General features: G+C 72.7%; 29 protein-coding genes and 1 pseudogene. 17 read left to right on the forward strand and 13 right to left on the reverse strand.

Annotation, left to right across the window (positions count from 1 at the left end):
* Positions 1-317 precede the first annotated feature (317 nt).
* Positions 318-1,382, reverse strand: coding sequence for a LacI family DNA-binding transcriptional regulator (locus tag ACZ42A_RS38540; RefSeq protein ID WP_468532044.1), 1,065 nt, complete (start codon positions 1,380-1,382; stop codon positions 318-320).
* A 130-nt stretch (positions 1,383-1,512) separates the two neighbouring features.
* Here ACZ42A_RS38540 and ACZ42A_RS38545 point away from each other — a divergent pair, with 130 nt between their 5' ends.
* Positions 1,513-2,109 carry a DNA polymerase ligase N-terminal domain-containing protein gene (locus tag ACZ42A_RS38545; protein WP_468532045.1) on the forward strand — a complete coding sequence of 199 codons (597 nt, stop codon included), beginning with the start codon at positions 1,513-1,515 and terminating at the stop codon, positions 2,107-2,109.
* A 100-nt stretch (positions 2,110-2,209) separates the two neighbouring features.
* Positions 2,210-2,647: a cupin domain-containing protein gene (locus ACZ42A_RS38550; RefSeq protein ID WP_468532046.1), complete on the forward strand. Its 438-nt coding sequence runs from the start codon at positions 2,210-2,212 to the stop codon at positions 2,645-2,647.
* A 1-nt stretch (position 2,648) separates the two neighbouring features.
* Here the strand turns inward: ACZ42A_RS38550 and ACZ42A_RS38555 are convergent, their stop codons facing one another.
* A complete protein-coding gene (locus ACZ42A_RS38555) occupies positions 2,649-3,116 on the reverse strand; it encodes a peroxiredoxin (RefSeq protein WP_468532047.1) in 468 nt (155 codons plus the stop codon).
* An 86-nt stretch (positions 3,117-3,202) separates the two neighbouring features.
* Positions 3,203-3,949, reverse strand: coding sequence for an AraC family transcriptional regulator (locus ACZ42A_RS38560; protein ID WP_468532048.1), 747 nt, complete (start codon positions 3,947-3,949; stop codon positions 3,203-3,205).
* Between the two features lie 111 nt (positions 3,950-4,060).
* Between ACZ42A_RS38560 and ACZ42A_RS38565 the strand changes: the two genes are divergently transcribed.
* A complete protein-coding gene (locus ACZ42A_RS38565; protein ID WP_468532070.1) occupies positions 4,061-5,164 on the forward strand; it encodes an MFS transporter in 1,104 nt (367 codons plus the stop codon).
* A gap of 11 nt (positions 5,165-5,175) precedes the next feature.
* Here ACZ42A_RS38565 and ACZ42A_RS38570 read toward each other — a convergent pair whose 3' ends face one another.
* From ACZ42A_RS38570 to ACZ42A_RS38580, 3 genes are read right to left on the reverse strand one after another with little or no spacing between them, the layout of a single operon-like run.
* Positions 5,176-5,682: a MarR family winged helix-turn-helix transcriptional regulator gene (locus ACZ42A_RS38570; RefSeq protein ID WP_468532049.1), complete on the reverse strand. Its 507-nt coding sequence runs from the start codon at positions 5,680-5,682 to the stop codon at positions 5,176-5,178.
* A 25-nt stretch (positions 5,683-5,707) separates the two neighbouring features.
* Complete coding sequence (locus ACZ42A_RS38575; RefSeq protein ID WP_468532050.1) at positions 5,708-6,046, reverse strand: oxidoreductase C-terminal domain-containing protein; 339 nt, start codon at positions 6,044-6,046, stop codon at positions 5,708-5,710.
* Between the two features lie 38 nt (positions 6,047-6,084).
* Positions 6,085-6,783: a winged helix-turn-helix transcriptional regulator gene (locus ACZ42A_RS38580; protein ID WP_468532051.1), complete on the reverse strand. Its 699-nt coding sequence runs from the start codon at positions 6,781-6,783 to the stop codon at positions 6,085-6,087.
* Between ACZ42A_RS38580 and ACZ42A_RS38585 the strand changes: the two genes are divergently transcribed.
* The 3 genes and pseudogenes from ACZ42A_RS38585 (at position 6,746) to ACZ42A_RS38595 (ending at position 8,506) form a co-directional block, all read left to right on the forward strand.
* Positions 6,746-8,134, forward strand: coding sequence for an FAD-binding oxidoreductase (locus tag ACZ42A_RS38585; RefSeq protein ID WP_468532052.1), 1,389 nt, complete (start codon positions 6,746-6,748; stop codon positions 8,132-8,134). The two genes, ACZ42A_RS38580 and ACZ42A_RS38585, sit on opposite strands and share 38 nt — an antisense overlap.
* 106 nt (positions 8,135-8,240) lie before the next feature.
* Positions 8,241-8,318, forward strand: a pseudogene (locus ACZ42A_RS38590) (recombinase family protein); the annotation flags it as partial.
* A gap of 47 nt (positions 8,319-8,365) precedes the next feature.
* Positions 8,366-8,506: a hypothetical protein gene (locus tag ACZ42A_RS38595; protein ID WP_468532072.1), complete on the forward strand. Its 141-nt coding sequence runs from the start codon at positions 8,366-8,368 to the stop codon at positions 8,504-8,506.
* A 219-nt stretch (positions 8,507-8,725) separates the two neighbouring features.
* On the opposite strand, the gene ACZ42A_RS38600 is transcribed toward ACZ42A_RS38595, so the two are convergent.
* From ACZ42A_RS38600 to ACZ42A_RS38610, 3 genes are all read right to left on the reverse strand, one after another.
* Positions 8,726-9,574, reverse strand: a complete 849-nt coding sequence (locus ACZ42A_RS38600; protein ID WP_468532053.1) for a tetratricopeptide repeat protein — start codon at positions 9,572-9,574, stop codon at positions 8,726-8,728.
* Between the two features lie 67 nt (positions 9,575-9,641).
* The gene (locus ACZ42A_RS38605; protein ID WP_468532054.1) at positions 9,642-9,764 is read right to left on the reverse strand and encodes a hypothetical protein; all 123 of its coding nucleotides are present in this window, start codon (positions 9,762-9,764) and stop codon (positions 9,642-9,644) included.
* Between the two features lie 903 nt (positions 9,765-10,667).
* Positions 10,668-11,165 (reverse strand): DUF4265 domain-containing protein, encoded by a 498-nt coding sequence (locus ACZ42A_RS38610; RefSeq protein WP_468532055.1) that lies wholly within the window; start codon positions 11,163-11,165, stop codon positions 10,668-10,670.
* Between ACZ42A_RS38610 and ACZ42A_RS38615 the strand changes: the two genes are divergently transcribed.
* The 7 genes from ACZ42A_RS38615 (at position 11,155) to hemC (ending at position 16,452) form a co-directional block, all read left to right on the forward strand.
* The gene (locus ACZ42A_RS38615) at positions 11,155-11,379 is read left to right on the forward strand and encodes a hypothetical protein (RefSeq protein ID WP_468532056.1); all 225 of its coding nucleotides are present in this window, start codon (positions 11,155-11,157) and stop codon (positions 11,377-11,379) included. The two genes, ACZ42A_RS38610 and ACZ42A_RS38615, sit on opposite strands and share 11 nt — an antisense overlap.
* 4 nt (positions 11,380-11,383) lie before the next feature.
* Positions 11,384-12,364, forward strand: coding sequence for a non-homologous end-joining DNA ligase (gene ligD / locus ACZ42A_RS38620; protein WP_468532057.1), 981 nt, complete (start codon positions 11,384-11,386; stop codon positions 12,362-12,364).
* Positions 12,365-12,539: 175 nt separating this feature from the next.
* Positions 12,540-13,316 (forward strand): NPP1 family protein, encoded by a 777-nt coding sequence (locus ACZ42A_RS38625; RefSeq protein WP_468532058.1) that lies wholly within the window; start codon positions 12,540-12,542, stop codon positions 13,314-13,316.
* A gap of 103 nt (positions 13,317-13,419) precedes the next feature.
* The gene (locus tag ACZ42A_RS38630) at positions 13,420-14,436 is read left to right on the forward strand and encodes a questin oxidase family protein (RefSeq protein WP_468532059.1); all 1,017 of its coding nucleotides are present in this window, start codon (positions 13,420-13,422) and stop codon (positions 14,434-14,436) included.
* Between the two features lie 28 nt (positions 14,437-14,464).
* Positions 14,465-14,983 (forward strand): hypothetical protein, encoded by a 519-nt coding sequence (locus tag ACZ42A_RS38635; protein WP_468532060.1) that lies wholly within the window; start codon positions 14,465-14,467, stop codon positions 14,981-14,983.
* Entirely contained in the window at positions 14,980-15,447 is a 468-nt protein-coding gene (locus tag ACZ42A_RS38640) for a GNAT family N-acetyltransferase (RefSeq protein ID WP_468532061.1), read from the forward strand. Before ACZ42A_RS38635 ends, ACZ42A_RS38640 begins: the two co-directional genes overlap by 4 nt.
* Before the next feature lie 69 nt (positions 15,448-15,516).
* A complete protein-coding gene (gene hemC, locus ACZ42A_RS38645) occupies positions 15,517-16,452 on the forward strand; it encodes a hydroxymethylbilane synthase (RefSeq protein ID WP_468532062.1) in 936 nt (311 codons plus the stop codon).
* A gap of 29 nt (positions 16,453-16,481) precedes the next feature.
* Here the strand turns inward: hemC and ACZ42A_RS38650 are convergent, their stop codons facing one another.
* Positions 16,482-17,003 (reverse strand): hypothetical protein, encoded by a 522-nt coding sequence (locus ACZ42A_RS38650; protein WP_468532063.1) that lies wholly within the window; start codon positions 17,001-17,003, stop codon positions 16,482-16,484.
* A gap of 419 nt (positions 17,004-17,422) precedes the next feature.
* On the opposite strand from ACZ42A_RS38650, the gene ACZ42A_RS38655 reads away from it, so the two are divergent.
* Positions 17,423-18,217, forward strand: coding sequence for a SigB/SigF/SigG family RNA polymerase sigma factor (locus ACZ42A_RS38655; protein WP_468532064.1), 795 nt, complete (start codon positions 17,423-17,425; stop codon positions 18,215-18,217).
* Here the strand turns inward: ACZ42A_RS38655 and ACZ42A_RS38660 are convergent.
* Positions 18,214-18,552 carry an ANTAR domain-containing protein gene (locus ACZ42A_RS38660; RefSeq protein ID WP_468532065.1) on the reverse strand — a complete coding sequence of 113 codons (339 nt, stop codon included), beginning with the start codon at positions 18,550-18,552 and terminating at the stop codon, positions 18,214-18,216. The genes ACZ42A_RS38655 and ACZ42A_RS38660 overlap by 4 nt on opposite strands.
* A gap of 127 nt (positions 18,553-18,679) precedes the next feature.
* On the opposite strand from ACZ42A_RS38660, the gene ACZ42A_RS38665 reads away from it, so the two are divergent.
* Positions 18,680-19,483 carry a VOC family protein gene (locus ACZ42A_RS38665; protein ID WP_468532066.1) on the forward strand — a complete coding sequence of 268 codons (804 nt, stop codon included), beginning with the start codon at positions 18,680-18,682 and terminating at the stop codon, positions 19,481-19,483.
* 65 nt (positions 19,484-19,548) lie between these two features.
* Here the strand turns inward: ACZ42A_RS38665 and glgX are convergent, their stop codons facing one another.
* Positions 19,549-21,669: a glycogen debranching protein GlgX gene (gene glgX, locus ACZ42A_RS38670; protein ID WP_468532071.1), complete on the reverse strand. Its 2,121-nt coding sequence runs from the start codon at positions 21,667-21,669 to the stop codon at positions 19,549-19,551.
* A 26-nt stretch (positions 21,670-21,695) separates the two neighbouring features.
* The gene (locus tag ACZ42A_RS38675; protein ID WP_468532067.1) at positions 21,696-22,208 is read right to left on the reverse strand and encodes a pep a2; all 513 of its coding nucleotides are present in this window, start codon (positions 22,206-22,208) and stop codon (positions 21,696-21,698) included.
* A gap of 309 nt (positions 22,209-22,517) precedes the next feature.
* On the opposite strand from ACZ42A_RS38675, the gene ACZ42A_RS38680 reads away from it, so the two are divergent.
* Together ACZ42A_RS38680 and ACZ42A_RS38685 are read left to right on the forward strand one after the other, a co-directional pair.
* Positions 22,518-22,814: a DUF5133 domain-containing protein gene (locus tag ACZ42A_RS38680; RefSeq protein WP_468532068.1), complete on the forward strand. Its 297-nt coding sequence runs from the start codon at positions 22,518-22,520 to the stop codon at positions 22,812-22,814.
* Between the two features lie 71 nt (positions 22,815-22,885).
* The coding region (locus ACZ42A_RS38685) for a maltotransferase domain-containing protein (protein ID WP_468532069.1) at positions 22,886-23,755 on the forward strand (870 nt) is incomplete at its 3' end.

Genomic DNA, 23,755 nt, shown 5'->3' on the forward strand with positions numbered 1-23,755 from the left:
AAAAAGAATCGTCGGGGGGGAGGCAAAAGCCTCCGTGGGGGGGGGGGGAGGTGATCACCCAACCGAAGGGGAGAGATCCCCCCCCCCCCCCCCCGCGGCCCCCCCCCCCCCCCCCCCCCCCCCCCCCCCCCCCCCCACCGCTGTCCCAGGGAGGCACCCGGGCAACCTCACCACCGCCGCACCCTTCGTCCTCGAGTCGGGACTCCCCCCCTCGCGGTCGCGGCGGCCTCATGGAGCCGGCACCGGGCCCGCCGACGCCCGGGGCGCCCACCGGCGGGCAGAGGCTCCGCAACCTCCTCCTCGCGGCCCCGGAGGCCTTACGGACCCGGCGCCGGGCCCACCGACGCCCGGGTCACCACCGGGCAGGCCAGGCGGCGGACGGTGGCGGCCGGGGTGCGGCCTGTGGTGATGGCGTCGAGGAGGAGGCGGGCGGCGGTCTCGCCCATCGCGCGGTGTGGCAGGGCGACCGTGGTGAGGGACGGGGTGAGGAAGGCGGCCATGTGTTCCTGGTCGTCGTAGCCGACCACGGAGAGGGCGTCGGGGACGGCGATGCCGAGCCGGGTCGCGGCGTGCAGGACGCCCGCCGCGACCCGGTCGTTGTAGCAGAAGATGCCGGTGGGACGGCGGGCCGGGTCGGCGCCGTCGAGGAGCCGCGTCGCGCCCTCGTAGCCGCCGGAGATCTCGCCGCCGGTGCGGACGACCCACTCCTTCGGCACCGTGATGCCCTCGGCGCGCAGGGTGTCCCGGAAGCCGCGCAGCCGCTCGACCGACGCGATGTCGTCGAGGCCTCCGATGTGGGCGATCCTGCGGTGCCCCTGGTCGAGCAGCAGCCGGGCCGCCGTACGGCCGCCGGCCCGCTCGGCGGGGATGACGGCGGGCAGGGAGTCGTCCTCGGGGAGGCAGTTGGCGAGGACGGAGTGGGTGCGGTGCAGTCCCTCGGGGACGCGGACCCGGCGCAGCGACATGGCGGCGTAGATGATGCCGTCCACCCGCCGGTCGAGGAGTTCGGCGACGGCCGCGTCCTCCTTGGCCGGATCGCCGCCGGAGTCGATGGTGAGGACGAGGTGCTCGCTCGCCCAGGCCGTCTCCATCGCGCCGCGCAGCAGCCGGCCCGCGAACGGGGAGGAGGCGATCTCGTCGGTGACCAGCCCGATCACGGCCGTACGGCGGCGGCGCAGGCCGCGGGCGACGGGGTCGGGGCGGTAGCCGAGCTGGGCGGCGGCCTGCCGGATGCGTTCCTGGGTGGCGGGCGAGAGGTTGCCCGCGGCGCGCCCGTTGAAGACGAAGGAGACGGCGGTGTGCGACACGCCGGCGAGCCGGGCCACGTCCCGTGAGGTGGGACGCCCGGATCCCGTCGTGTGCTTGTCCTCGGCGCTCGTCATGGCGTCCGCTGCCCTCTGCTTCCCCCACCCGTACGGTTGATCACTGCTCAGCCTATCCGCGACCGGCCGGTGTGCGTCCGCCCGCGGGGGTACTCGGCAGACGGTTTCGGGCGCAGGGAAGGAGGCCCTGGTGGCCGTGCGGGAGGACCGGCTGCGGGTCTACCGCGGCAAGCGTGATTTCGGCCGGACCGGCGAGCCCCAGGGGACCGCGGGGACCGCCGGGGACGAGCCGCGCTTCGTGGTGCAGATCCACGACGCGCGCCGGCTGCACTTCGACTTCCGGCTGCAGGTCGGCGACGTCCTGAAGTCCTGGTCCGTGCCGAAGGGGCCGTCCGCGGACCCGGGGGACCGCAGGCTGGCGGTGCCGACGGAGGATCATCCGCTGGAGTACGAGGAGTTCGAGGGGGTCATTCCGGCCGGTGAGTACGGGGGCGGCACGGTGATCGTCTGGGACCGCGGGTCGTACGAGCCGCTCAGCCACGACCGCCGGGGACGGCCCGTCGACTTCGGGGAGTCGATCGAGCGCGGGCACGCCACCTTCCGGCTGAAGGGGTCGAAGCTGCACGGCGAGTACGCCCTGACCCGGTTCCGCGCCGGGGAAGAGGAGGCGTGGCTGCTGGTGAAGGCGGGCCGGGCGGGCGCAGGACGGGGCACGCCGGATCCGCGGCGGGCCCGGTCGGTCCGCAGCGGCCGTACGCTCGCCCAGGTCGAGCGGGAGGAGTCCTGACGCTCGAGCAGAGCGGAGGAGTCCTGACGCGGGCCTTGCCTCGCGGCCGGGTGCCGTCCAGTATCGCGCTGCCGTACCCGCAGACAGAGAGGCTCTTCGTATGCGCAGCGCGCTCCGTACCGCCGTGACCGGGGCGGTGGCGGCGGCCACCGTGTTCGCCGGAGGCACCGTCGCCGGGGCCACCCCGCCCGGGCCCGGGGTGACCGGCCGGATCATCGCGCAGACCACCGTCGGCGGCACCGACTACATCCTGCGCGAGGTCACCCTGCCGCCGGGCCAGGCGACGGGGTGGCACTACCACGACGGTCCGCTGTACGCCGTGGTCGACGAGGGCACGCTGAGCCACCACGACTCCACCTGCGCGTCCGACGGCGTGTACCCGGCCGGCAGCACCATCGAGGAGCCCGCCGGGCCGGGCAACATCCACATCGGCCGCAACCTGGGTGGGACGCCGGTCGTGCTGACCGTCCTGTACGTGCTGCCGCACGGGGCTCCGCTGTCGCGGGACGCGCCGAATCCGGGCTGTCCGTTCGAGTGAGTCAGGCGCGGTGGGCGCGGAGGGCGGCGAGGGCGCGGTCGGCGTGGGTGTTCATACGCAGTTCGCTGCGGACGATCTCCAGGACGGTGCGGTCCTGCCCTATGACGAAGGTGACCCGCTTGGTCGGCGCGAGGGTGAACCCCCGCTTCACGCCGAAGCGTTCGCGGACCGCGCCGTCGGCGTCGGACAGCAGCGGGATGCCGAGGGTGTGCCGGCCGGCGAACTCCTGCTGGCGTTCGACGCTGTCGCCGCTGACGCCGACCGGCCGGGCGCCGACGGCGGCGAACTCGGCGGCCAGGTCGCGGAAGTGGCAGGCCTCGGCGGTGCAGCCGGGGGTGAGGGCGGCGGGGTAGAAGAACAGCACCACCGGGCCCTCGGCGAGGAGTTCGGTGAGACTGCGGGTGACTCCGGTCTCGTCGGGCAGGGCGAAGTCCTCGACCTTGTCACCGACCTCGATGTGTCCGGCCATGACCGTCCCTCCACGTTGTTCGTCACGCTGGCGCCGGATGCTACCTGACGGTAGCGCGGGGTCCGTCACCGCCCCGGCGCCCGCTGTCACTCCGCGCGCTGATGGGCCCCGGGCGTGTATCCGAAGGACCGCCGGAAGACGTCGATGAAGGCGCTGGCGGAGGACCAGCCGCAGCGGTGGGCGACCGTGGTGACGGGAGTTCCGTCGGCGAGCATCCGCAGGGCGTGGTAGAGCCGGGACTGGGTGCGCCACTGCGGGAACGTCATGCCGAACTCCCGGCGGAACAGCCGGCTGAGGGTGCGTTCGCCGGTGCCGGTCGCGGCGCCGAGCGCGGCGAGCGTGCGAGGCTCGGCGGGATCGGCGTGCACGAGTGCGCAGACGGCGGCCAGGCGCGGGTCGGCCGGGGCCGGCAGGACGAGGGGCTGCTGCGGGGAGGCGGCCAACTGGTCGCGCAGGACGGCGAGCAGCCTACGGCGTTCCGGGCCGCTGTCCTCCGGGTCTCGGGTGTAGGCGCGGATCAGCTCGCGCAGCAGCGGCCCGACGGTGAGGACCGTGGGGGCGTCGAGGCCGAGGGGGTTGTCGTCGGCGGGCAGCCCGACCAGGTGCAACTCCAGGTGGCCGTGGGCGCGATGGGCGTGGACGGTGCCGGCCGGGACCCAGATGGCCCGGGTGCCGGGGGCGAACCAGGTGCCGGCGTCGGTGGTGACGGCCAGCACGCCGGAGCCCGCGTAGACGATCTGGTGCTCGTCGTGCCGGTGCGCGTCGATGCGGTCGCCCGCGGCCAGGAGCTGGGCGCGGGTCGGTGCCTTCGGAGTGTGGCGGATGTTCGGCACGATCGGGCAGTTTATCGAAAGCGGGACAGGGGGCGGGGCCCCGACGATCGATCCGTGACCGAACAGAAGACCGAGCAACCGCCCTTGTCCCGTGCCCGCCCGATCGCGCTGATGTCCCTCGGCCACGCCTGCGTGGACGTCTACCAGGGCGCCGTCGCCGCGCTCGTGCCGTACTTCGTCGCCGAGCGCGCCTACACCTATGCCGCCGCCTCGGGCGTCGTGCTGGCCGCCTCCCTGCTGTCGTCGGTGGTCCAGCCGCTGTTCGGCGCGCTCACCGACCGATGGGAGATGCCGTGGCTGCTGCCGCTCGCCGCACTGGCGGGCGGCGCCGGAGTGGCGCTCAGCGGCGTCGGCGACTCCTACGCCCTCACCCTGGCGGCGGTCGCACTGTCGGGGATGGGCGTCGCCGCGTACCACCCGGAGGCGGCGCGCGTGGCACGGCTCGCGGCGCGCGGCAGCCATACGGCGATGGGCTGGTTCTCCCTCGGCGGCAACGTCGGTTTCGCGCTCGCTCCGCTGCTGGTGTGGGCGGTCGTGGCCGGGGGCGGGCTGGGGGCCGCTCCCCTGCTCGCGGTTCCCGCGCTGGTGGGGGCGGCGCTGTGCGCGGCGGCGGTCCGGGCCGTGGGTCCCCGGGCGCGGGAGGCGGCCAGGGCGCGGGCGGGCGGCGGGCGCGACGACTGGCCGTCGTTCCTGCGGCTGTCCGGCGCGGTGGTGTGCCGTTCGATCGTGTTCGTCGGGCTGAGCACCTTCGGGGCACTGTACGTCCGCGAGCGCACCGGTGGCGGCGAAGTCGCCGGTACGGCGGCGCTGTTCGTGCTGTACGCCGGGGGCGCGGTGGGCACGGTGGCGGGGTCCTGGCTGGCGGAGCGGTACGGACGACTGGCGGTGGTGCGGTGCTCGTACGCGCTGACCGTGCTCGCCGTGGCGGGCGTGGTCCTGGTGCCCGGCCCGGCGGTGTACGGGTGCGTCGCGCTGGCCTCGGCCGGGTTGTATGTGCCGTTCGCCCTGCACATCACGCTGGGGCAGGACTACCTGCCGGGGCGGGTGGGCACCGCGAGCGGGGTCACCCTGGGGCTCACCGTGAGCATCGGGGGGCTGGCGGCACCGGTGCTGGGCGCGCTCGCCGACGCGGCATCGCTGCGGACCGCCCTGGTGCCGCTCATCGTCCTGCCGGCCGTCGGCGCGCTGCTGCTGCGCGGCCTGACGGAACCCTGAGCGGCGCGGAGTCAGGCGGTGGTCCGGGACTCCGGCTCCTCGTCGGCGGCGTACGCGAGAAAGTCGTCGACCATGCGGTGGAAGAGCGTGGCGAGCTGCCGCAGTTCCTCGGGCGACCAGTGGGCGAGGGCCAGCTGCATGCCCCGCGCGCCGACCTCCCGGATCCGGTCGATGGCCTGCTGTCCCGCCTCGGTGAGCCGGATGCGCTGGGCGCGCCGGTCGTCGGGGTCGGGGACGCGGACGACGTACCCGGCCTTCTCCAGCTGCTGCACGGTGCGGGTGACGTGGGAGGCCTCCACGCCGAGCCGGTGGGCCAGCTCCCCCGGGCGCAGCGGCTCGGTGTCCGCGACCGCGCGCAGCAGCGCCACGGCGGCACGGTCCAGCGGGACCTCGGCGAGGGCCATCAGCCGGTCGTGCTGCCGGGCGCGGGTGCTGAGGTAGGTGATGCGGGTCAAGGCCCGCTCGATCTCGGTTACCTCGGGGGACGCGGGGACGTCGGGGAGCGGCGGTGTGGGCATGCCACCTACTTTACCTTCTCATTGCCTAACTCAAGTAATTCGAAGGCCGGGGCGCTCCGGCGCGCTCACCGCCGGCGAGCACCCCGGTCAGCCGCTCGCCGGTGCGGTAGGCGGCGGGGAACCGGCGCTCGGCCGGCTCGCCCTCCACGAAGGCGACGTCGCCGTGGCCGCGCAGAGCGCCGTACGCCTGGACCTTCAGGTCGTACTGGTCGGACCAGGAGTACGGCACCGCCGCGAACGGCCGGCGCTCCCTCGGGTGCAGCAGGTTGCGCGCGGCGGCCATGCCCTGTTCGGCCGCGTTGGTGCGGCGCTCGATCGGTACCGGCCCGCCGTAACAGGAGGTGGGGTCGGCGGGCCACGTCACCGGCCGCGTAGACGCCCGGCGCGGCCTGGAGGTGCGCGCTAAGGCGAGCGCGGACGCTTCCACGACCGGGTCCGATTCCGGCTCGCCCAACTCCACCAACAGGAACTGGCGCCGGGCACGCTTATTTGTCGGCCTCTAGCGTCCCTGCGGACGTGGTCGGTGACGGCCACGACATCAGTGTCGTCCAGATCGGCGGACCAGGCGCCCGCGATCAGGTCGGTCTCCAAGTTCAGGGCCTCGGTCCGGCGCCCCGGGTACGGGTCGAGGTGCTCGGGTGCCGGCTCCAGCCAGCGGACGCCCCATACGCCCAGCGCCAGGAACACCTGCCACAGCTCAGTGCCGGCCCCGGTCAGGCGGTAGCGGACGGAGTGTCCCGGTCCATGGTCGCGGCCCAGCAGGCCGTCCCGTTGAAGCTCACGCAGCCGGGCGGCGAGCAGCGTGCGGGACAGGCCCGGCGCGCCGCGCAGGATGTCGCTGAACGTCGCGCAGCCCAGCGCCAGGTTCCGCACGATCAGCGGTCTCCAGCGCTCGGCGAACACCTCGGACGCGCGAGCGATCGGGCAGTACTGGCCATAGCCGCGCCCGCGTTCCAGTGTGCGCTCGGCCCGCCGAGCGGTCCGGATCCTGGACTTCCGCCCGGCTCGGCGGGCGGCGAGGCTGGATGTACGGGGTCCAGGACGGACGGGGAGGAGGCCGACGATGATGCGGGAGATCCCGGGCTTCGCGGGGCAGCTCATCACCCCCCGTGACACGGAGTACGACAGCGCGCGGGCGCTGTGGAACGGCGCGATCGACCGGCGGCCGGCGGCGATCGCCCGGTGCGGCGGCGCAGCCGACGTCCGGGCGGTGGTCCGCTACGCCCGCGAGCGCGGCCTGCCGCTGTCGGTGCGCGGCGGCGGACACGGCGTCGGCGGTGCGGCGGTGTGCGACGACGGGCTCGTCGCCGACCTGAGCCGGATGCGGACCGTCGAAGTCGATCCCCGCGCTCGGACGGTGGCCGCGGCGGGTGGGGTGCTGTGGGGCGAGCTGGACCAGGCCACGCACCGGTTCGACCTGGCGACCACGGGCGGGATCGTCACCCACACCGGCATCGCCGGCCTGACGCTGGGCGGCGGAATCGGCTGGCTGATGCGCGCCCACGGGCTGACCGCGGACAACCTGCTCCACGCCGAGCTGGTGATCGCCGACGGAGAGCGGGTCACCACCGACAACCGGCCCGAACTGCTGTGGGCCCTGCGCGGCGGGGGCGGCAACTTCGGCGTGGTGACCCGTTTCCGGTACCGGCTGCACCCGGTCGCCGAGGTGCTCGGCGGGCCGGTACTGTGGCCCCTGGACGACGCCCCCGGCCTGCTGCGCCACTACCGGGACTGGATCGCCGGGGCACCCGACGAGCTGACCACGATCGTCACTCTCCGCAAAGCCCCACCGCTGCCCGCGCTGCCCGAGGCGCTGCACGGTCGGCTGGTGTGCGCGATCACGTCCTGCTGGTGCGGCCCGCCGGAGGCCGGAGCCGCCGTGCTGGCACCGCTGCGTTCCTACCGGCGTCCGCTGGCCGACCTGACCAGGCTGCGGCCCTATCCGGAGCATCAGGCGCTGCAGGACCCGACGGTGCCGCACGGCTGGCACTACTACTGGAAGTCCAGCGAGGTGGCGGCGTTGCGCGATGATCTGATCGACGTGCTGGTCGAGCACACCGCCCGGGTCGTCTCGCCCCGGTCGTACACGCTGGTCTTCCAACTCGGGGGCGCCATCGCCCGGGTGCCCGAGGACGCATCGGCCTACCCGCACCGCGGTGCGGGCCACGCGATCAACATCAACGGCGTGTGGCTGCCCGAGGAACCCGTGGCCGACCGGGAGACGGCATGGGCGCGCGACTTCTTCCACGCGGTAGCGCCCCACCAGGTCGGCGTGTACGTGAACTTCCTGGGGAACGAGGGCCAAGCCCGCGTCCTCGCGGCCTACGGTGAGGCCACCTACCGGAAGCTGGTGCAGATCAAGCGGATCTACGACCCGGACAACCTGTTCCGGCACAACCAGAACATCGACCCGGCGTCCGCCCCTCTGGCGACCGCCCAGGACGTTGTGTAGGGCCGCGCAGACAACGTGTTGAACGAGAAGTCGTGGTAGCCGCTGGCAGCCGCCGCAACTCGCGTCGCAAATCAACGTCCGAGAACGGTCCTTCGGGTTTCCGATATTGCTCATCGGCTACTGCCGCACTTCGACGGCCGACCAGAACCCCGGTCATCAGATCGACGCGCTCCTCCGCCACGGCGTCGACCGCGACAACATTGACGTCGAGATCACCAGCGGCGCGAAGGCGTGCCGCCCGACGAGTGGGAGAAGACGGTCCAGCAGATCGCCGACACGTTCGGCGTGCCCCAGTCCACGGTGTACGGGCACCTCGACAAGACCAAGACCGTGCCCCGCCAGCCCAAGAAGACCATGGTCACGAAGCCCTGACCGCTGCTTTGCGGCTGATGTCAGGTCGCGGTCGACGTCGTCCAGGAAGACGAAGCGCAGCGGGGTGGCCGAGCACCGTACGGAACGCGCGGAACGGCGCCGCGCCCCGCGCCGCCCTGGGCTTTTGGCTGGCGAGCGAGTCTGTTCCGTCTAAAAATGCCTAGGATTTCCGTCGCCGTCCCAGAGGGCGCGCTGGTCGCCCGAGCCGGGGCGCTGCGCTTACGGTCGAGTGCCGTCGATGTGCTCGAGCAGCGTTCGGGCTTCGACGGTGCGGCGGTGGTCCGGGCCGAAGGAGGCCAGGCAGGCATCGTGAGCGGCTGCAGCCTGGCGACGGGCGTCGGGCACGCGGCGCAACCCGAACAGGGCAGTAGCAAAGGCCAGTTCGACGGCGCCCCTATCTGGATGGCGCTGGTACTCGGGCAGAGCGCGGTACAGCTTGTCGGCGCCCTGCGCCTCGGTGAGGGCGTCTTCGTGGCGGGCTTGGCCGTTGAGGCTGCGAGCCAGGCCGAGTCGCAGGACCAGGGACGTCCGGTCACGTGCGCGATAGGCGGCCAGGGCCTCGCGGGCGAGTGCCTCGGCCTCCTGGTGGCGCCCCTGCGCATTGAGGGCGAAGACCAGCCCGTTGCGGGCGGCCGCTGCCAGGAGTGACATTTCCGGGCCGGTACCGCGGCCCGCGGCCTCGGCGACGGCCGCACATTCTGCCTCGCACTCGGCGTGCTGACCGAGCGAGATCATCTGCTGGGCGCGGTCCGAGCGCAGCTTCAGGGTCAGCCAGTGATCGGCTCCAAATATCCTGCGGAAGGCAGGCAGCGCTTCGTCGTAGGTCGCGAGTGCCTCGGCGTGGCGGCCTTGGGCGCCCGTCGCGATCGCGGCGATGTTCAGCGCCACGGCTGCGTACTCGTCGTCGCGTGGCCGCGATCGGGCCACGGCGCGGGCTTCGGCCTCCGCCTCGGCGTAACGCCCGGCTTCGTAAAGGGCTTTGGCCTCAGCCACAGGCGTTCCCGTCATTCGTTGGGCGTCGCTGCGGCCGCGCGGCCGGAAAAATCTCATGACCGTGAGCATACGCATGCTGCGCAGGCTGCTCGGCGAAGAGGCAAGGACATGGTCGGCAGCCCTTGCGTCCTACAGGTTCAGCTCATTTGGCGAGTCTGCGGTAGCAGCAGACGAGGGTGCAGGCGATGCTGGTGAAGGCCAGGAAGTGGCTCGCCGTGCGTTCGTAGCGGCGGTGGAGGCGGCGGAATCCGGCGAGCCAGGCCAATCTCCTGACGTACGGTCTGCTGCCCGAAGGGCGCCTGCGTCCCTCACCAGTCGTCCCCGATGTCGAAGTTGGCGGCGACGGGCATGCCGCCCTTCTCGAACGCGATCAGCCGGTACGTGCCCAGGGCGTCCAGGCCGTCATACAGCTATTCGGCGAGTTCCCAGGTCGCCACCTGTTCGGACCGGGAGATCGGCACGGCGTAGGCGGGGACCTTGTCCAGGGGCCACGCCTCTTCGGGATCGTCCACGAACACATGAACGCTGAGATCGTCGTCTGCGAACCAGAAACGGTAGCCCCGGTGGGATCCCGTCCGTCGTCGGTCACCTTGAAAGCGATGCCCAGGACGCGCTCCACATCGGCGCGCAGTTCTCCGGCGAACACCCGGCAGTCCCATGCGGAACGAGCCGGGCCGTCCCGTATGTCGAAATCGGCTTTGTAGCCGGTTCCGTATTCTTCAAAGCGTCCCACGCGTATCTCCTTGCAGTGCATGAGGGGCGGGTGCCCGGCCCGTTCCGGCGCAGCAGGTTCTCCACCTCGTACCGGTTTCGTGGTCATCGAGCTGTTGCAGCCGAGCGTGGGCTTCGTCGGCAGCCTGCTGCAAGCCGACGAGTTCCTCCGGCAGACCGCTTCGGTGCAGTGCCGGGTCGGGCCTGGGTTGTGTGCCTTCCGGGCACTGGACCGGCGCCGTCTCAGCTGCGGGAGCAGCGGGCTGGAGAAGCGGTGTGTCGTGCCGCCGACACGGAACTGCACCGGAACGACGGACGCCGCACGGGCCCGGACGCTGCGCGGCCCGTGTACTCCAGCGGACGGACTGTCGACGGTCAGCCCATTCCCCATGTCAAACGCCAGACAGTTCCCCACCCTCTCCTGTCCGGTTGCTGACCCGAGCCGTCCCAGCGGCGCTCAATCGTCCTCAGTGCCTGCACTGGCTCTCCAGGCGGCAGTGACACATCCCTCTTCCCAGTGCCACCAACCTTTCGCGTCGCCGTGTTCCAACAGCTTGCGGATCCGCTGGATGTCTGCTTCCGGCGGGATGTCCAGCGCGACCATCCGGAACTGCTCGATGCCCTCGCCGGTGGTGCCGAGCCGGTGGAAGGTCTCCAGCACGGTCTGTCGGGCCGCAGCGGAGCCTCCGTCCTTCAGCACGATCAACCGGATGGTGCAGTTCTCCGAAGCTTGAACGGTCTCCCCCGCCCAGCGCAGGCCGTCGTCATCGACGTCCACGCGGACGACATCGCCGCTCGCGACCCCACGCACGAACCATGGAGTGTTGTCGAGACACACCGTTCCGTCGCCGAGGTCCAGCGCCCACAGGCTCTCGACGCTTGCCGGCGGCCAGCCGTCCTCGTCCACCTCCATCCGGAAGTGGACCTTCACGTGGGCGTCGCTGATGTTCGTCACCGCGCCATCATCCCCGCGGGCCGGCCGGGACGGAACCGCGGGGCTGCCCGGCGCCGCGGGGCAGCGCTGGACCGGGGTGCGCGGGCGTCACGACGGTGCCGTCGTCCTCCCGCAGTCGACGGCCGTGATCACCGTCGTACGGCTCCGCGCGGCGCCGTTCAGGCGAAACCGCCGTACGACACGCGTGACGGCCCCCCGCAGCGTCGACATCTAGGGCCGTGACCCTGCCGCTGATCGCCCCCATGCTCGCCACCCCCGGCACCCTGCCGCCCGCCGCCCAGGACGCGCGCTGGGCGTACGAGACCAAGCAGGACGGGCAGCGCGTGGTGGTGTATCTCGCCGGGGACGGCAGCGTGGTGCTCCGCGCGAGGTCCGGGGAGGAGATCACCGCCGCCTACCCGGAACTGCGGCCCCTGGGCGGCGCCCTCGGCGGCACGCCCGCGGTCCTCGACGGCGAGGTCCTGGCGCTGGACGAACAGGGCCGCTCCGACTTCCAGTTGCTCCAGTCCCGGATGGGCCTCGCCCACGCGCCCGCCCGGGCCGCGCGCCGGGCGGCGCAGGTCCCGGTCCATCTCGTGCTGTTCGACGTGATGCACCTGGCGGGGCACTCCCTGATCCGCCTGCCCTACACCGAGCGGCGAGCGCGGCTGCTGGATCTGGGGCTGGCCGGACCGTTCTGGTCGACGCCGGGCGCGCTGGTGGGGCATGGCGCGGAGGCGCTGCGGGCCACCCGCGAGCACGGCCTGGAGGGGCTGGTGTGCAAGCGGCTGGACTCGGTGTACGAGCCGGGGGTGCGCTCCCGTGCCTGGATCAAGATCCGCAACATGCGCGGCGTGGACGTCATCGTGGGCGGCTGGCTGCCCGGCAAGGGCCGGCTGACCGGGCTGCCCGGCGCGGTGCTGGTCGGCCAGCGCGCGGGCGGGCGGCTGCGCTATGTGGGCAGCGTGGGCACCGGCTGGAGCGAGGCCGAACGGACCGAGCTGGCCGCCCTGCTGAGCGAGCTGGCGACCGACGTCTGCCCGTTCCACCCGAGGCCGGCGGCGCCGGGCGCGCACTGGGTGCTGCCCCGGCTGGTCGGCGAGGTCCGCTACAGCACCCGCACCCGGGCGGGGCTGCTGCGCCAGCCCTCGTGGCTGCGGCTGCGGCCCGACCTGCCGCCCGAGGAGTCGTCGGCCGACCTGCCGGAGACGAACCTCTGACGGCTCCTCGGGAACCGGCTCCTCGGGAACCGGCTCCTCGGGAACCGACTGTTGAGCTGCGCTTCACCACCGGGCCATCCGTGATCTCTTGGCACGGCCGGGGTTTGCGGGGATCCTGAACTGCCTTTCCCCCCACAGCCGTTGGGCTGCGCCCGGATTCCCCGAGGAGGACGCAGTGTCGTCGCAGAAGTCCGTATCGCACCGCAGGAGATGGCTCACCGGCCTGGCCGGCGCCGTCGCCCTCGTCGTCGCCTTCCCCGCCACCGCCTTCGCCGCCCCGCCGCCGGCGCTGCCCGCCAACGCGGAGGCCGCCGAACGCGCCTACCAGCCCGCGTTCGACTACGACACGGACGGCTGCTACTCCACCCCGGCGATCGGCGCCGACGGCACCGTCAACGGCGGCCTCAATCCGACCGGCGCCCTCAACGGCAACTGCCGGGACGCCTCCGACCTGGACAACACCAACAGCTACTCCCGCTACAAGTGCAACAACGGCTGGTGCGCCTACCTCTACGGCCTGTACTTCGAGAAGGACCAGGCCATAGCGGGCAGCAGCATCGGCGGGCACCGGCACGACTGGGAGCACGTCGTGGTGTGGGTGCAGAGCGGCCAGGTGCGGTACGTCTCGACGTCCAACCACGGCTCGTTCACCGTGACCGCCGCCTCCGGGGTGCGCTTCGAGGGCACCCACGCGAAGGTCGTCTACCACAAGGACGGCATCAGCACGCACTGCTTCCGGTTGGCGGGCGCGAACGACGAGCCGCCGGAGAACCACAAGGGCACCTGGCAGTACCCGCCGCTGGTCGGCTGGAACGGCTACCCGGCGGGCGTACGGGAGAAGTTGAGCGCGTACGACTTCGGCAGTGCCCACTTCGGCCTGAAGGACGCCAACTTCGCCAACCACCTGGCGTCGGCGAAGCCGTCCGGGATCGCCTTCGACCCGTACGCGTAGCGCCGGTGCCGGGGCTCGGTCCGGGGGTGTAGGACCCGCGCCGTGCGCGAGTTGGGCCCCCTGGCCGATGCCGGTGGCCGGCAGGGGCCGTAGCGTCCCGTCCATGACCACGAACGACACGAGCGGACGGCTCGACGAGGCCTTCGAACGGCTCCACACCTCCGGACCGGAGTTCCGGGGCTGGCTCAGCAACCACGCCCCCATGGTGGTCGAGTCGCTGGCCGCGCACGGGCAGGCCGGGGCCGTGCACCGCTGGCTGGACCTGTACAGCGACCGGCTGGAGGAGTTCCCCGGCCGGGTCGAGCGCGTGACCGACGCCAACTGGCGGGAGGCGCTGGGCGATCCCCGGCGGGCCGCCGACTGGATCGACCACTTCACGCGGGCGGTCGCCGAGCGCCCGTGGCGCGCCGTCCTCGCCGAGTGGTGGCCCCGCCTGCTGCCCGGGCTGTACGCCGGTGCCACCCACCCGGTCATCCGGGTCGGGCACGCCGTACGGGCTCTCGCGGCCGAGGAGAACGAGCCGCGGCGGACCGAACTCGCCCATGCCCTCGGCTACTGGGCGGCCCGCCACCTCCCCGTCTCCGGCATCGAGGCGCTGCCCGGCGCCCGCAGCGCTGCCCGGAGCCTGGACGCCGTACCCCGGATCGAGGCCGCCGAGGGCGGCTACCTCGCCCGGCTGGCCGCGATACGGCGCCTGCCCGTCTGGGCGGACGACGTGACCGACCCGGACACCGCCCGCGACCGGCTCGTCGAACTGGTGCACGCCGCCACCCACCGGTACGCCACCCATGGGCACGGCGAGGCGACCATGCTGGTGCACGCGGCCACCGCACCCAACGCGGTGCTGCGCACCCTGGACGCGCTCCCCCGCGACCTGTGGGCGCCGAGCCTGCACGCGGCGTGGACGGCGTCCGCGGCGGTCACCGCGATGTACGCCCCGGAGGAGCCGGTCGCCTACGTGCCGCCCGCCCGCCTGACCGCCGAGGAGGTCGTCGAGCGTGCCCTCGCACACGGCGACGAGCACGTCATCAAGTTCACCGACACCGCCCTCGACGTCGGCGACGAGGAGGCCCTCGCCGCCGCCCTGCGCGCGGTCGAACTCAGCGAACCCCTGGTCTGAGCGCGCTCCCGCGGCGGATGATGGCCGAATGGATCATGACGACAAGCTCCCGTCGGCGGTCGACACCGGCGCCCTGCTCGCCCTGGCCGAAGGCCACCACCCCCGCACCGCCCGCCCGGCCGGCACCCGGGAGGCCGCCGGCCACCTGGTGAAGACGTACGCCCTCCAGGCCCCGGGCCGCACGGTCGCCGAAGGCGACGTCGAGGCCGCGCTGCGGATCGCCGAGGGTCATCTGGCGCTCGGCGCACAGCGCGGCTCCCTCGGGCTGTCCGTGCTGATCGTGCACGCGGGCGGCGACGGCGACTACGTGCTGGTGCACACCTGGATCGAGGGGCACATGGCGGACCTCGCGGTGTTCACGGGCCCGGCGGGGCAGCCGGAGCTGCTGCGGCCGGGACGCGCCGGCCTCGCACCCTGCGTCTGGGAGGCGGCCCTGCTGGCCCACGAACGGACGGCGTTCTCCCGGCACGTCCTCGACGGCACGGGACCGCTCCCCGACCGGATCGCCGCCTGGAGCGCGGACACGGTCGAGGGGACGGTGCGGTGAACGGCGCACCCGCGGTACGGCACGCCCGGCCCACCGATCTGCCCCGAGTGGCCGAACTGGCCCGCCTGCACGCGGAGTACGAGCGTGCCGCGCCGCCCGTCCCCGACCTCGCGGACCGCCTCGACGGCCTTCTGTTCGGCACCCCGGGCCCGCGCCTGCGCTGCCTGGTCGCCGAGACATCCGAGGGCGAGGTCGTCGGCTACGCCACCTGCGCCCCGGAACTGTCCACCTGGGACGGGCGCGAATACCTGCACATGGACTGCCTGTTCCTCGTCCCGGGCCACCGCGGCCAGGGACTCGGCGCGCTGCTCATGGAGGCGGTGACCGCCGAGGCCCGCGCCCTCGGTCTCCCCGAGGTGCAGTGGCAGACGCCGGGCTGGAACGAGGGGGCGATCCGCTTCTACGGCCGGCTCGGCGCCCGCGCGCGGGACAAGGTGCGCTTCAGCCTCGCGGTCGGGAACTGACGGGCACCGGCGGGGGAATCGACCGGGAGCCTAGGAAGCGGACGCGCCGGTGGGTCTATCGTGTCCGGCATGCCCGTTCCGGAACTGATCCGTATCGTCTCCCGCGACTCGCCCATGGCCCTGGCCCAGGTGGAGCGCGTCCGCGCGGAGCTGACCGCCCTGTATCCCGGCGTGCGCACCGAGGTCGTGCCCGTGAAGACCACGGGCGACAAGTGGCTGGGGGACCTGTCCCAGGTCGAGGGGAAGGGTGCCTTCACCAAGGAGGTCGACGCGGCGCTGCTGGCCGGCGCGGCCGATCTCGCGGTGCACTGCGTCAAGGACGTGCCCGCCGACCGCCCGCTGCCGGCGGGCACGGTGTTCGCCGCGTTCCTGAAGCGCGACGACATCCGTGACGCGCTCGTGCACCCCGGTGGCCTCACCCTGGACGAGCTGCCGGCCGGGACGCGCGTCGGCACCTCCTCGGTGCGCCGGGTCGCCCAACTCGCCGCCACCCACCCGCATCTGGAGTGCGTGCCGTTCCGGGGCAACGCCAACCGGCGGCTGGCGAAGCTGGCGGCGGGCGAGGCGGACGCGCTGCTGCTCGCGGTCTCCGGCCTGGAGCGCATCGGCCGGCGGGACGTGATCAGCGAGGTGCTGTCGCCGGAGACGATGATGCCGCCCATCGGCGCGGGCATCCTCGCCCTCCAGTGCCGGGAGGGCGACACCGCCCTCATCGACGCGGTCAGCGCCCTCGGCGACCCCGCCACCCATCGGGAGGCGACCGCCGAGCGGATGTTCCTGCATGTGCTCCAGGGCCACTGCAACAGCCCGATCGCGGGGTACGCCCGGGTGGACCGGAGCGGTGAACTGTCCCTGCGGGCGTGTGTGTTCACCCCGGACGGCAAGACCCGGCTGAACGCCCACGAGTGGGCCGGCCGGCTGGACGCCGCCACCCTCGGCACCTCGGTCGCGGTGGCGCTGCTGCGGCAGGGCGCCCGGGAGATCATCGACGGCATCCCGCACTGACCGGGCGTCCGGCGGCGGTCACGCGACGATCAGGCGGTGCCCTCCTCCGCCTGGTCGCGCAGGAAGTTGCTCACCTGGTGGGCGAGGCTGTCCCGGCCGACGGGGGGATGCGTGTACGCCGTCCCCTCGGGCAGGCCGATGCCGCCGGACCACATCCGGCGGTCGGTCCACTCCTCGTCCACCCGCAGCTGGATCTGCACGTCCACCTGGCTCAGCGCGGCCTCCGGTCCGGCGGCGTACAGCACGGCGGTGGCCCGGCGCAGCGGGTAGACGTCGTAGCCCTCGATGAACTGCGAGTTGCGCCAGTCCATGAACGCGCTCTCCCCGTCGGGGCCGGTCCGCACGTCGATCTGGCCGTCCTCCAGGTGGATGCCGAACCGTTCGGGGCCGCGGTTCTCGACGGTGACACGGAGGCGGAAGTACGTCAGCCCGTCGGCGGCGTCGTCCCGGCCGCGCGGCGGCTCGGCAAGCTCCAGTCGGTGGACGCGCAGACGCAGACCGGCATGCTCCTCGCACTCCTGCCAGTCCCCGACCACGTTCGGCTCGTACACACTGCACCTCTCGACCTCTAAGAGCTGCTTCCTATCCGTGGCCTCAGCGCACTGTCAAATGAGCGGAATGGGCTGTTGCCGGTGTTCTCCGGGGCTTGATCGGTGATCAAGCCGTGGGCAGGAGGAATCCGCCGCGGCCCGGTCCGGCCGGGTGGGCGGGCGTGCCGCACATCACGTTCCGGAGCCCATCGGCCCGGTGATCGCCGAGAGATCTGGCGTTCCGGGCGAAAACGCCGGAAAATTCACGTAAGGCGTTTCGTCCTGATTTGTCCAGGGAATGCCCATTGAAGTGCTTCGGACAGGAGGCACGTCCGTGGGAGCCCGTGCGCAAGGGACCCCGGCGTCCTGAATGCCAGTGCCCGAACGCGCCTCCCACGGTGTCCGCCCATCCGGCACCCCTTGAGGGAGGCGCGCGCACGATGCGTACGGCCGGCAGAACGAAGCAGCATCCGCACGACGACGCCCCGGACACCACGGAGGCGTTCGAACGGCTCCAGGAGCTCCCCGAGGGCAGTCCGGAGCGCAGGGCCCTCAGGGACGAGCTGGTCCGGCTCTGGCTGCCCATGGCGGAGCGGATCGCCGTCCGCTTCCGTGGCCGCGGGGAGGCCCTGGAGGATCTGTACCAGGTGGCGGCCCTCGGCCTGGTGAAAGCCGTCGACCACTACGACCCCTCGCGCGGCCGCGCCTTCGAGGCGTACGCCGTGCCCACGGTGACCGGCGAGATCAAGCGGCACTTCCGCGACCACATGTGGACCCTGCACGTGCCCCGGCGCGTCCAGGACCTGCGCAACCGGGTGCGGCGCGCCGCCAAGGAACTCGCCCAGACCACGCCGGGCAGGGCCCCGACGATCGCCGAGATCGCCGAGCACGCCCAGCTCAGCGAGGCCGAGGTGGCCACCGGCATGGAGGCCCTGGAGTGCTTCTCCGCGCTCTCCCTGGAGGCCGAGATGCCGGGCACCGACGGATACGCCCTCGGCGACGCGATCGGCGGCCCCGACCCGCGCTACGACGTCGTCGTGGACCGGGTGGCCGTACGCCCGTGCCTGGAGGCCCTGCCGGAGCGCGAGCGCACCATCCTCTACCTGCGCTTCTTCTGCGGCATGACGCAGAGCACCATCGCCGACGAGCTGGGCATCTCCCAGATGCACGTCTCCCGCCTGCTGAGCGCCTGCTTCGCCCGGCTGCGCGAGGAACTCCTCGCGGAGGTGCGCTAGCCGCCCTCGGGCGGTGCGCCCGGGATCTGGGTCGGGCCGTGGCGGTCGAGGGCGTCCTCCAGCTCGGCGCGGATCTCCGGGGGCATCTGCCCCTGGCGGCCCCAGATGAGGATCAGCTCGGCGACATTGCGGAGCTTGATGTTGGTGTGCTGGGAGACCTCCTTCAGCACCATCCAGCCCTGGTCCGGGGTGACCCGGCCCAGCGCGACCATCATCCCGATCGCCTGGTCGATCACGGCATGGGAGGAGATGGCCTCCTTCAGCTGGGCCACTTCCTGCTGGAGCGCGGAGATCCGGTCCGTGTCGTCGGCCGGCTCGCGGGGTGTGTGTGCCACCCGTCCATCGTCCCACCGGGAGTCCGCGCTGCCACCGGGGTACTCGGCAGGCGCCAGGAGCGGTTCCGGTTGGACACTGGAGTCTGACCGGTGGCCGCCGGCCCCACGGAACCCAGGGAACGCCGCCATGACACAGCACCCGCCACCCTCCGCCCGCACGACGGAGGTCGTCTCCACCCATTCCGTCTTCGGCGCGCCCTGCTGGGTGAGCCTCACCAGCCGGGACCTGCCCGCGACGGAGGCGTTCTACTCGGCCGTGCTGGGCTGGCAGTGGCGGTCGGCCAAGCTCGGCGACAAGTTCCGGATCGCCCTGGCGAACGGGGAGCCGGTGGCGGGGATCGCCGGGATGGCCGCCATGTGGCACGCGTCGGTCGCCTGGACGCCGTACTTCGCCGTGCGCAGCGCGGACGAGGTGGCGGGCCGGGTGCAGGAGCGCGGCGGCACCGTCGCGGTCGGTCCGATCTCCTTCCCGCCCGGCCGCGGTGCGCTGCTGGCCGACCGGGACGGGGCGACGTTCGGCATCTGGGAGGGCGCGCTGTTCACCGACTGGGAGACCTGGCGGCGGGCGGCTCCCGCGTTCATCCGGCTCCACACCCGGGACGCCTTCGACGCCGCGATCTTCTACGGCGAGGTCCTGGACTGGGCCTCCGCCAAGCCCGGCTGCTGCGAGGTGCGCTACGAGGGCGAGGAGGTCGTGCTGCGCAGCCACGGCGACATCGTGGCCCGGATCGAGTCCGGAGCGGTCGAATCGGCTCCCGATCCGAGCATCCGCCCCCACTGGCAGGTCCACTTCTCGGTGTCCGACGTCCCGGCCTGCGCCCGCGCCGCCGAGTTGCACGGCGGCAGCGTGCTGCGCGAGACGCCCGACGAGGCGGTCCTGCGCGATCCCGACGGCGCCCAGTTCACGGTGACGTCGCGCCGCGAGCGGTAGGGCGGGCGGGCATGGCGTGCGGGCGGCCGTCCAGGCCGCCCGCTTCTCTGTACGACGCCGTCCGGCTAGTCCGGCTTGCCCCCGCGCGGCGGCCGGGACAGCAGCACCAGGCTGCGGCTCTCCACCGGCACGACGGTCCCCGCCTTGTGCTCGGTCTCGTCCCGGGTGTCCGGGTCGGCCGTGTCGAGGACGGTGGTCCAGCGCTCGCCGTAGGTGACGTCCGGGAGGCGGAAGTCGACGGGCTCCCAGTAGCTGTTCAGCAGCAGCAGGAAGGAGTCGTCGACGACCGGGCGGCCCTGGGCGTCCGGCTCGGCGATGGCGTCGCCGTTGAGGAAGACGCCGACGCAGTGCGCGTCGGAGCGCTGCCAGTCCTGGTCGCTCATCTCGCTCGCGTTGGGCAGCAGCCAGACGAGGTCGGGCAGCGGCTGGTCGGCGTGGACGGCCGTCTCGCCGCGGAAGAAGCGCCGGCGCCGCAGCACCGGGTGGGCCGCGCGCAGGCCGATCAGGTACCGGGTGAACTCCAGCAGGTCCTGCTGCTCCTCGCCGAGCCGCCAGTCGATCCAGGAGACCTCGTTGTCCTGGCAGTACGCGTTGTTGTTGCCGCGCTGGGTGCGGCCCAGCTCGTCGCCGTGGCAGAGCATCGGGATGCCCTGCGACAGCATCAGCGTCGCCAGGAAGTTCCGCTGCTGCCGGGCCCGCAGCTCCCGCACCGCCGGGTCGTGGGTCTCCCCCTCGACCCCGCAGTTCCAGGACCGGTTGACGCTCTCGCCGTCCCGGTTGCCCTCGCCGTTGGCCTCGTTGTGCTTGTCGTTGTACGAGACCAGGTCGCGCAGGGTGAAGCCGTCGTGCGCGGTGACGAAGTTGACGCTGGCGCGCGGCCGGCGGCGGCTGTGCTGGTAGATGTCGGAGGACCCGGTCAGCCGGGAGGCGAACTCGCCGAGCGTGTACTCCTCGCCGCGCCAGAAGTCGCGGACCGTGTCCCGGTACATGCCGTTCCACTCCGACCACAGCGGCGGGAAGTTGCCCACCTGGTAGCCGCCCTCGCCGACGTCCCAGGGCTCGGCGATCAGCTTGACCCTGCTGATCACGGGGTCCTGCTGGATCAGGTCGAAGAACGCCGACAGCCGGTCCACCTCGTGGAACTGCCGGGCGAGCGTCGCCGCGAGGTCGAAGCGGAAGCCGTCGACATGCATCTCGGTGACCCAGTACCGCAGCGAGTCCATGATCAGCTGGAGCACGTACGGGTGCCGCATCAGCAGGCTGTTGCCGGTGCCGGTGGTGTCGTAGTAGTGCCCCCAGTCGCCGTCGACCAGGCGGTAGTACGAGGCGTTGTCGATGCCCCGGAAGGAGAGCGTGGGGCCCTTCTCGTTGCCCTCGGCGGTGTGGTTGTAGACCACGTCGAGGATCACTTCCAGGCCGGCCGCGTGCAGCGCCTTGACCATCGCCTTGAACTCGGCGACCTGCCGGCCGCCGGTGCCGTCGGCGGCGTAGGCGTTGTGCGGGGCGAAGAAGCCGATGGTGTTGTAGCCCCAGTAGTTCGACAGGCCGCGGTCCTGGAGCACCCCGTCCTGCACGAACTGGTGCACCGGCATCAGCTCGACGGCGGTCACGCCCAGCGAGGTCAGATGCTCGACGACGGCGGGGTGCGCGAGGCCCGCGTAGGTGCCGCGCAGTTCGGGCGGCACGTCGGGGTGGGTGCGGGTCAGGCCCCGTACATGGGCCTCGTAGATCACGGTGTCCGCGTACGAGCGCCGCGGCGGGCGGTCGTCGCCCCAGTCGAAGTACGGGTCGGTGACCACGCCGAGCATGGTGTGCCCGGCGCTGTCCGCCGGGTCGGGCCCGGCGGACGACCGCTCGTACAGGGAGGGGTGGTTGTCGATCTGCCCGTCGACGGCGGTGGCGTACGGGTCGAGCAGCAGCTTCGCGGGGTTGCAGCGCTGGCCGACGGCCGGGTGCCACGGACCGTGCACCCGGTAGCCGTACCGCTGGCCCGGCCCGATGCCGGGCAGGTAGCAGTGCCAGACGAAGCCGTCGACCTCGTGCACCGGCACCGTGCGGTGCCGGCCGTCGTCGTCGACGAGGACGAGGTCGACGCGTTCGGCGACCTCGCTGAAGAGCGCGAAGTTGGTGCCCTGACCGTCGTAGGCGGCACCCAGCGGGTAGGGGTGCCCGCTCCACGCGGGCACCCCGGCGTTCCGGCGCGGTTTTCTCGTCACCGTGCGTCCTCCAGAGCGCCGTCGGCGGAGTCCGCCGGTGCGGCCAGGACGGCGACCGGTACCTCGCGGGGCACCTGGAGCCCCTCGCGCAGGCGCGGCGCGGGGGCGGCCGGGACCAGCGGGGCGCGGCGGCCGGCGCGGGCGCGCTGGGAGAACCAGATCACCTTGCTGCCGGTGTCGGTGGCGCAGCAGCCCCAGCCGTCGCTCATCGCGGCGATGCGCTGCAGGCAGCCGCGGAGGTCCTGGTCCGGGCGGAGGTTCTGGTCGTCGTCCCCGACGGCGGTGATCAGATGCTGGCCGTTCCACCACATCTCGATCGACGTGTTCTTGTCGGTGGCGTGCTCGTCGATGGCCTTCAGCAGCAGCTCGGCGCCGCGGCAGACGGGCTCGACCAGCGACTCCAGGTCCCAGTACCTGAGGTGAGCGGCCAGGATGCGGCTGACCTGTCCCACGCGTTCCGGACTGACTTCCACGTCGAGGTGGTAGTAGCAGGGCACTGCGGTCTTCATCGTCGTTGGCTCCTCACCGGCGAGGCTCTCGCTCCCTTCCTCGCCCTAGCGGGCCGAATCCCCCGACACGAAGCGTGAGTACCGATCGCTTCTGAGTAACCTCAACAGTGCGGCCGCTAGCCCATTCGTGCAACACGAGCGACACCTGTGATCTGGTTGAAGCTCTAACAAGACGCTGGGTCGCCGTGCGTGCACCATGAGTGAAGGCCTCGATCGCCGTAACGGAATTCCGTGCCCGCTGTCGTGCACGGCCACCGGCCCGACCGTCGGGAACGTGCCCATCGAGTGCCCCGGAAGGTGAACGGCGCCATGCTGCTACCCGCCAGAGCCGAAGTCGCCCGGCAGCTGCGGCGGTACCGGGCGTGGGAACGGGTGATGCTCGCTTCCCCGACCGATCGCGCGGTGCGGGCGACGTTCGAGGACTCGGGCTACACCCTGTGTGTGCTCATGGGGAAGCGGTGCGCGCGGGAGGCCGCGGACGCGGCAGAACGGTTTCTGCGCACCACGCTGACCACCTATTTGCAGGAACAGAACGACCGGCCCCGGAAGAGCGGCGCCGCCCGGCGCGGCCCGCCGTCGGGTCCCCGTTCCCGGGTGGCCGGGTAACCCCACCCTTTCGGCGCAGGATCCCGAGCCGGGCCGCAGGCCCGGCTCCGAGTACGGCGGAGGTGAGACCCATGAGTACGACGGTGGCCATCGGGCGCATCCCGGTCCGGGACGTCCACCCGGCGGTCGAGTGCGGCAGGCGCCCGGCGAAGGCGGTCACTGGCGAGACGTTCCAGGTCACCGCCACCGTCTTCCGCGAGGGTCATGACGCGGTCGGCGCCAATGTGGTGCTGCGCGACCCCGCGGGCCGGCCCGGTCCGTGGACGCCGATGCGTGAACTCGCCCCCGGCACCGACCGCTGGGGCGCCGACGTCACCCCGACGGCCGAGGGCCGCTGGACGTACACCGTGGAGGCGTGGAGCGACCCGCTCACCACCTGGCGGCACACCGCCGGCATCAAGGTCCCGGCCGGGATCGACACCGGCCTGGTCCTCGAGGAGGGCGCCGACCTGTACGAACGGGCCGCCGCCGAGATGCCCGAGGCCGCCGCGCGCGCGGTGGTCCTGGCCGCCGTACGGACCCTGCGCGACGACTCCCTGCCGGTCGCGACCCGCCTGGCCGCGGCGCTGACGCCGGAGGTGGACGCGGTCCTCGCCCGCCACCCGCTGCGCGAACTGCTCACCAGGACACCGCCGTACCCCCTCCTGGTGGAGCGGGAGCGGGCGCTGTACGGCTCCTGGTACGAGTTCTTCCCGCGCTCGGAGGGGACCCAGGAGCGCCCGCACGGCACCTTCCGCACGGCCGCCCGCCGGTTGCCCGCGATCGCCGCGATGGGCTTCGACGTCGTCTACCTGCCGCCCGTTCACCCGATCGGCACAACGTTCCGCAAAGGTCCGAACAACAGCCTGTCGGCGGGTCCGGAGGACGTGGGGGTGCCCTGGGCGATCGGTTCGCCGGAGGGCGGGCACGACGCCGTGCACCCGGACCTGGGCACGATCGAG

This window comes from Streptomyces sp. NPDC030838 (assembly GCF_055572035.1).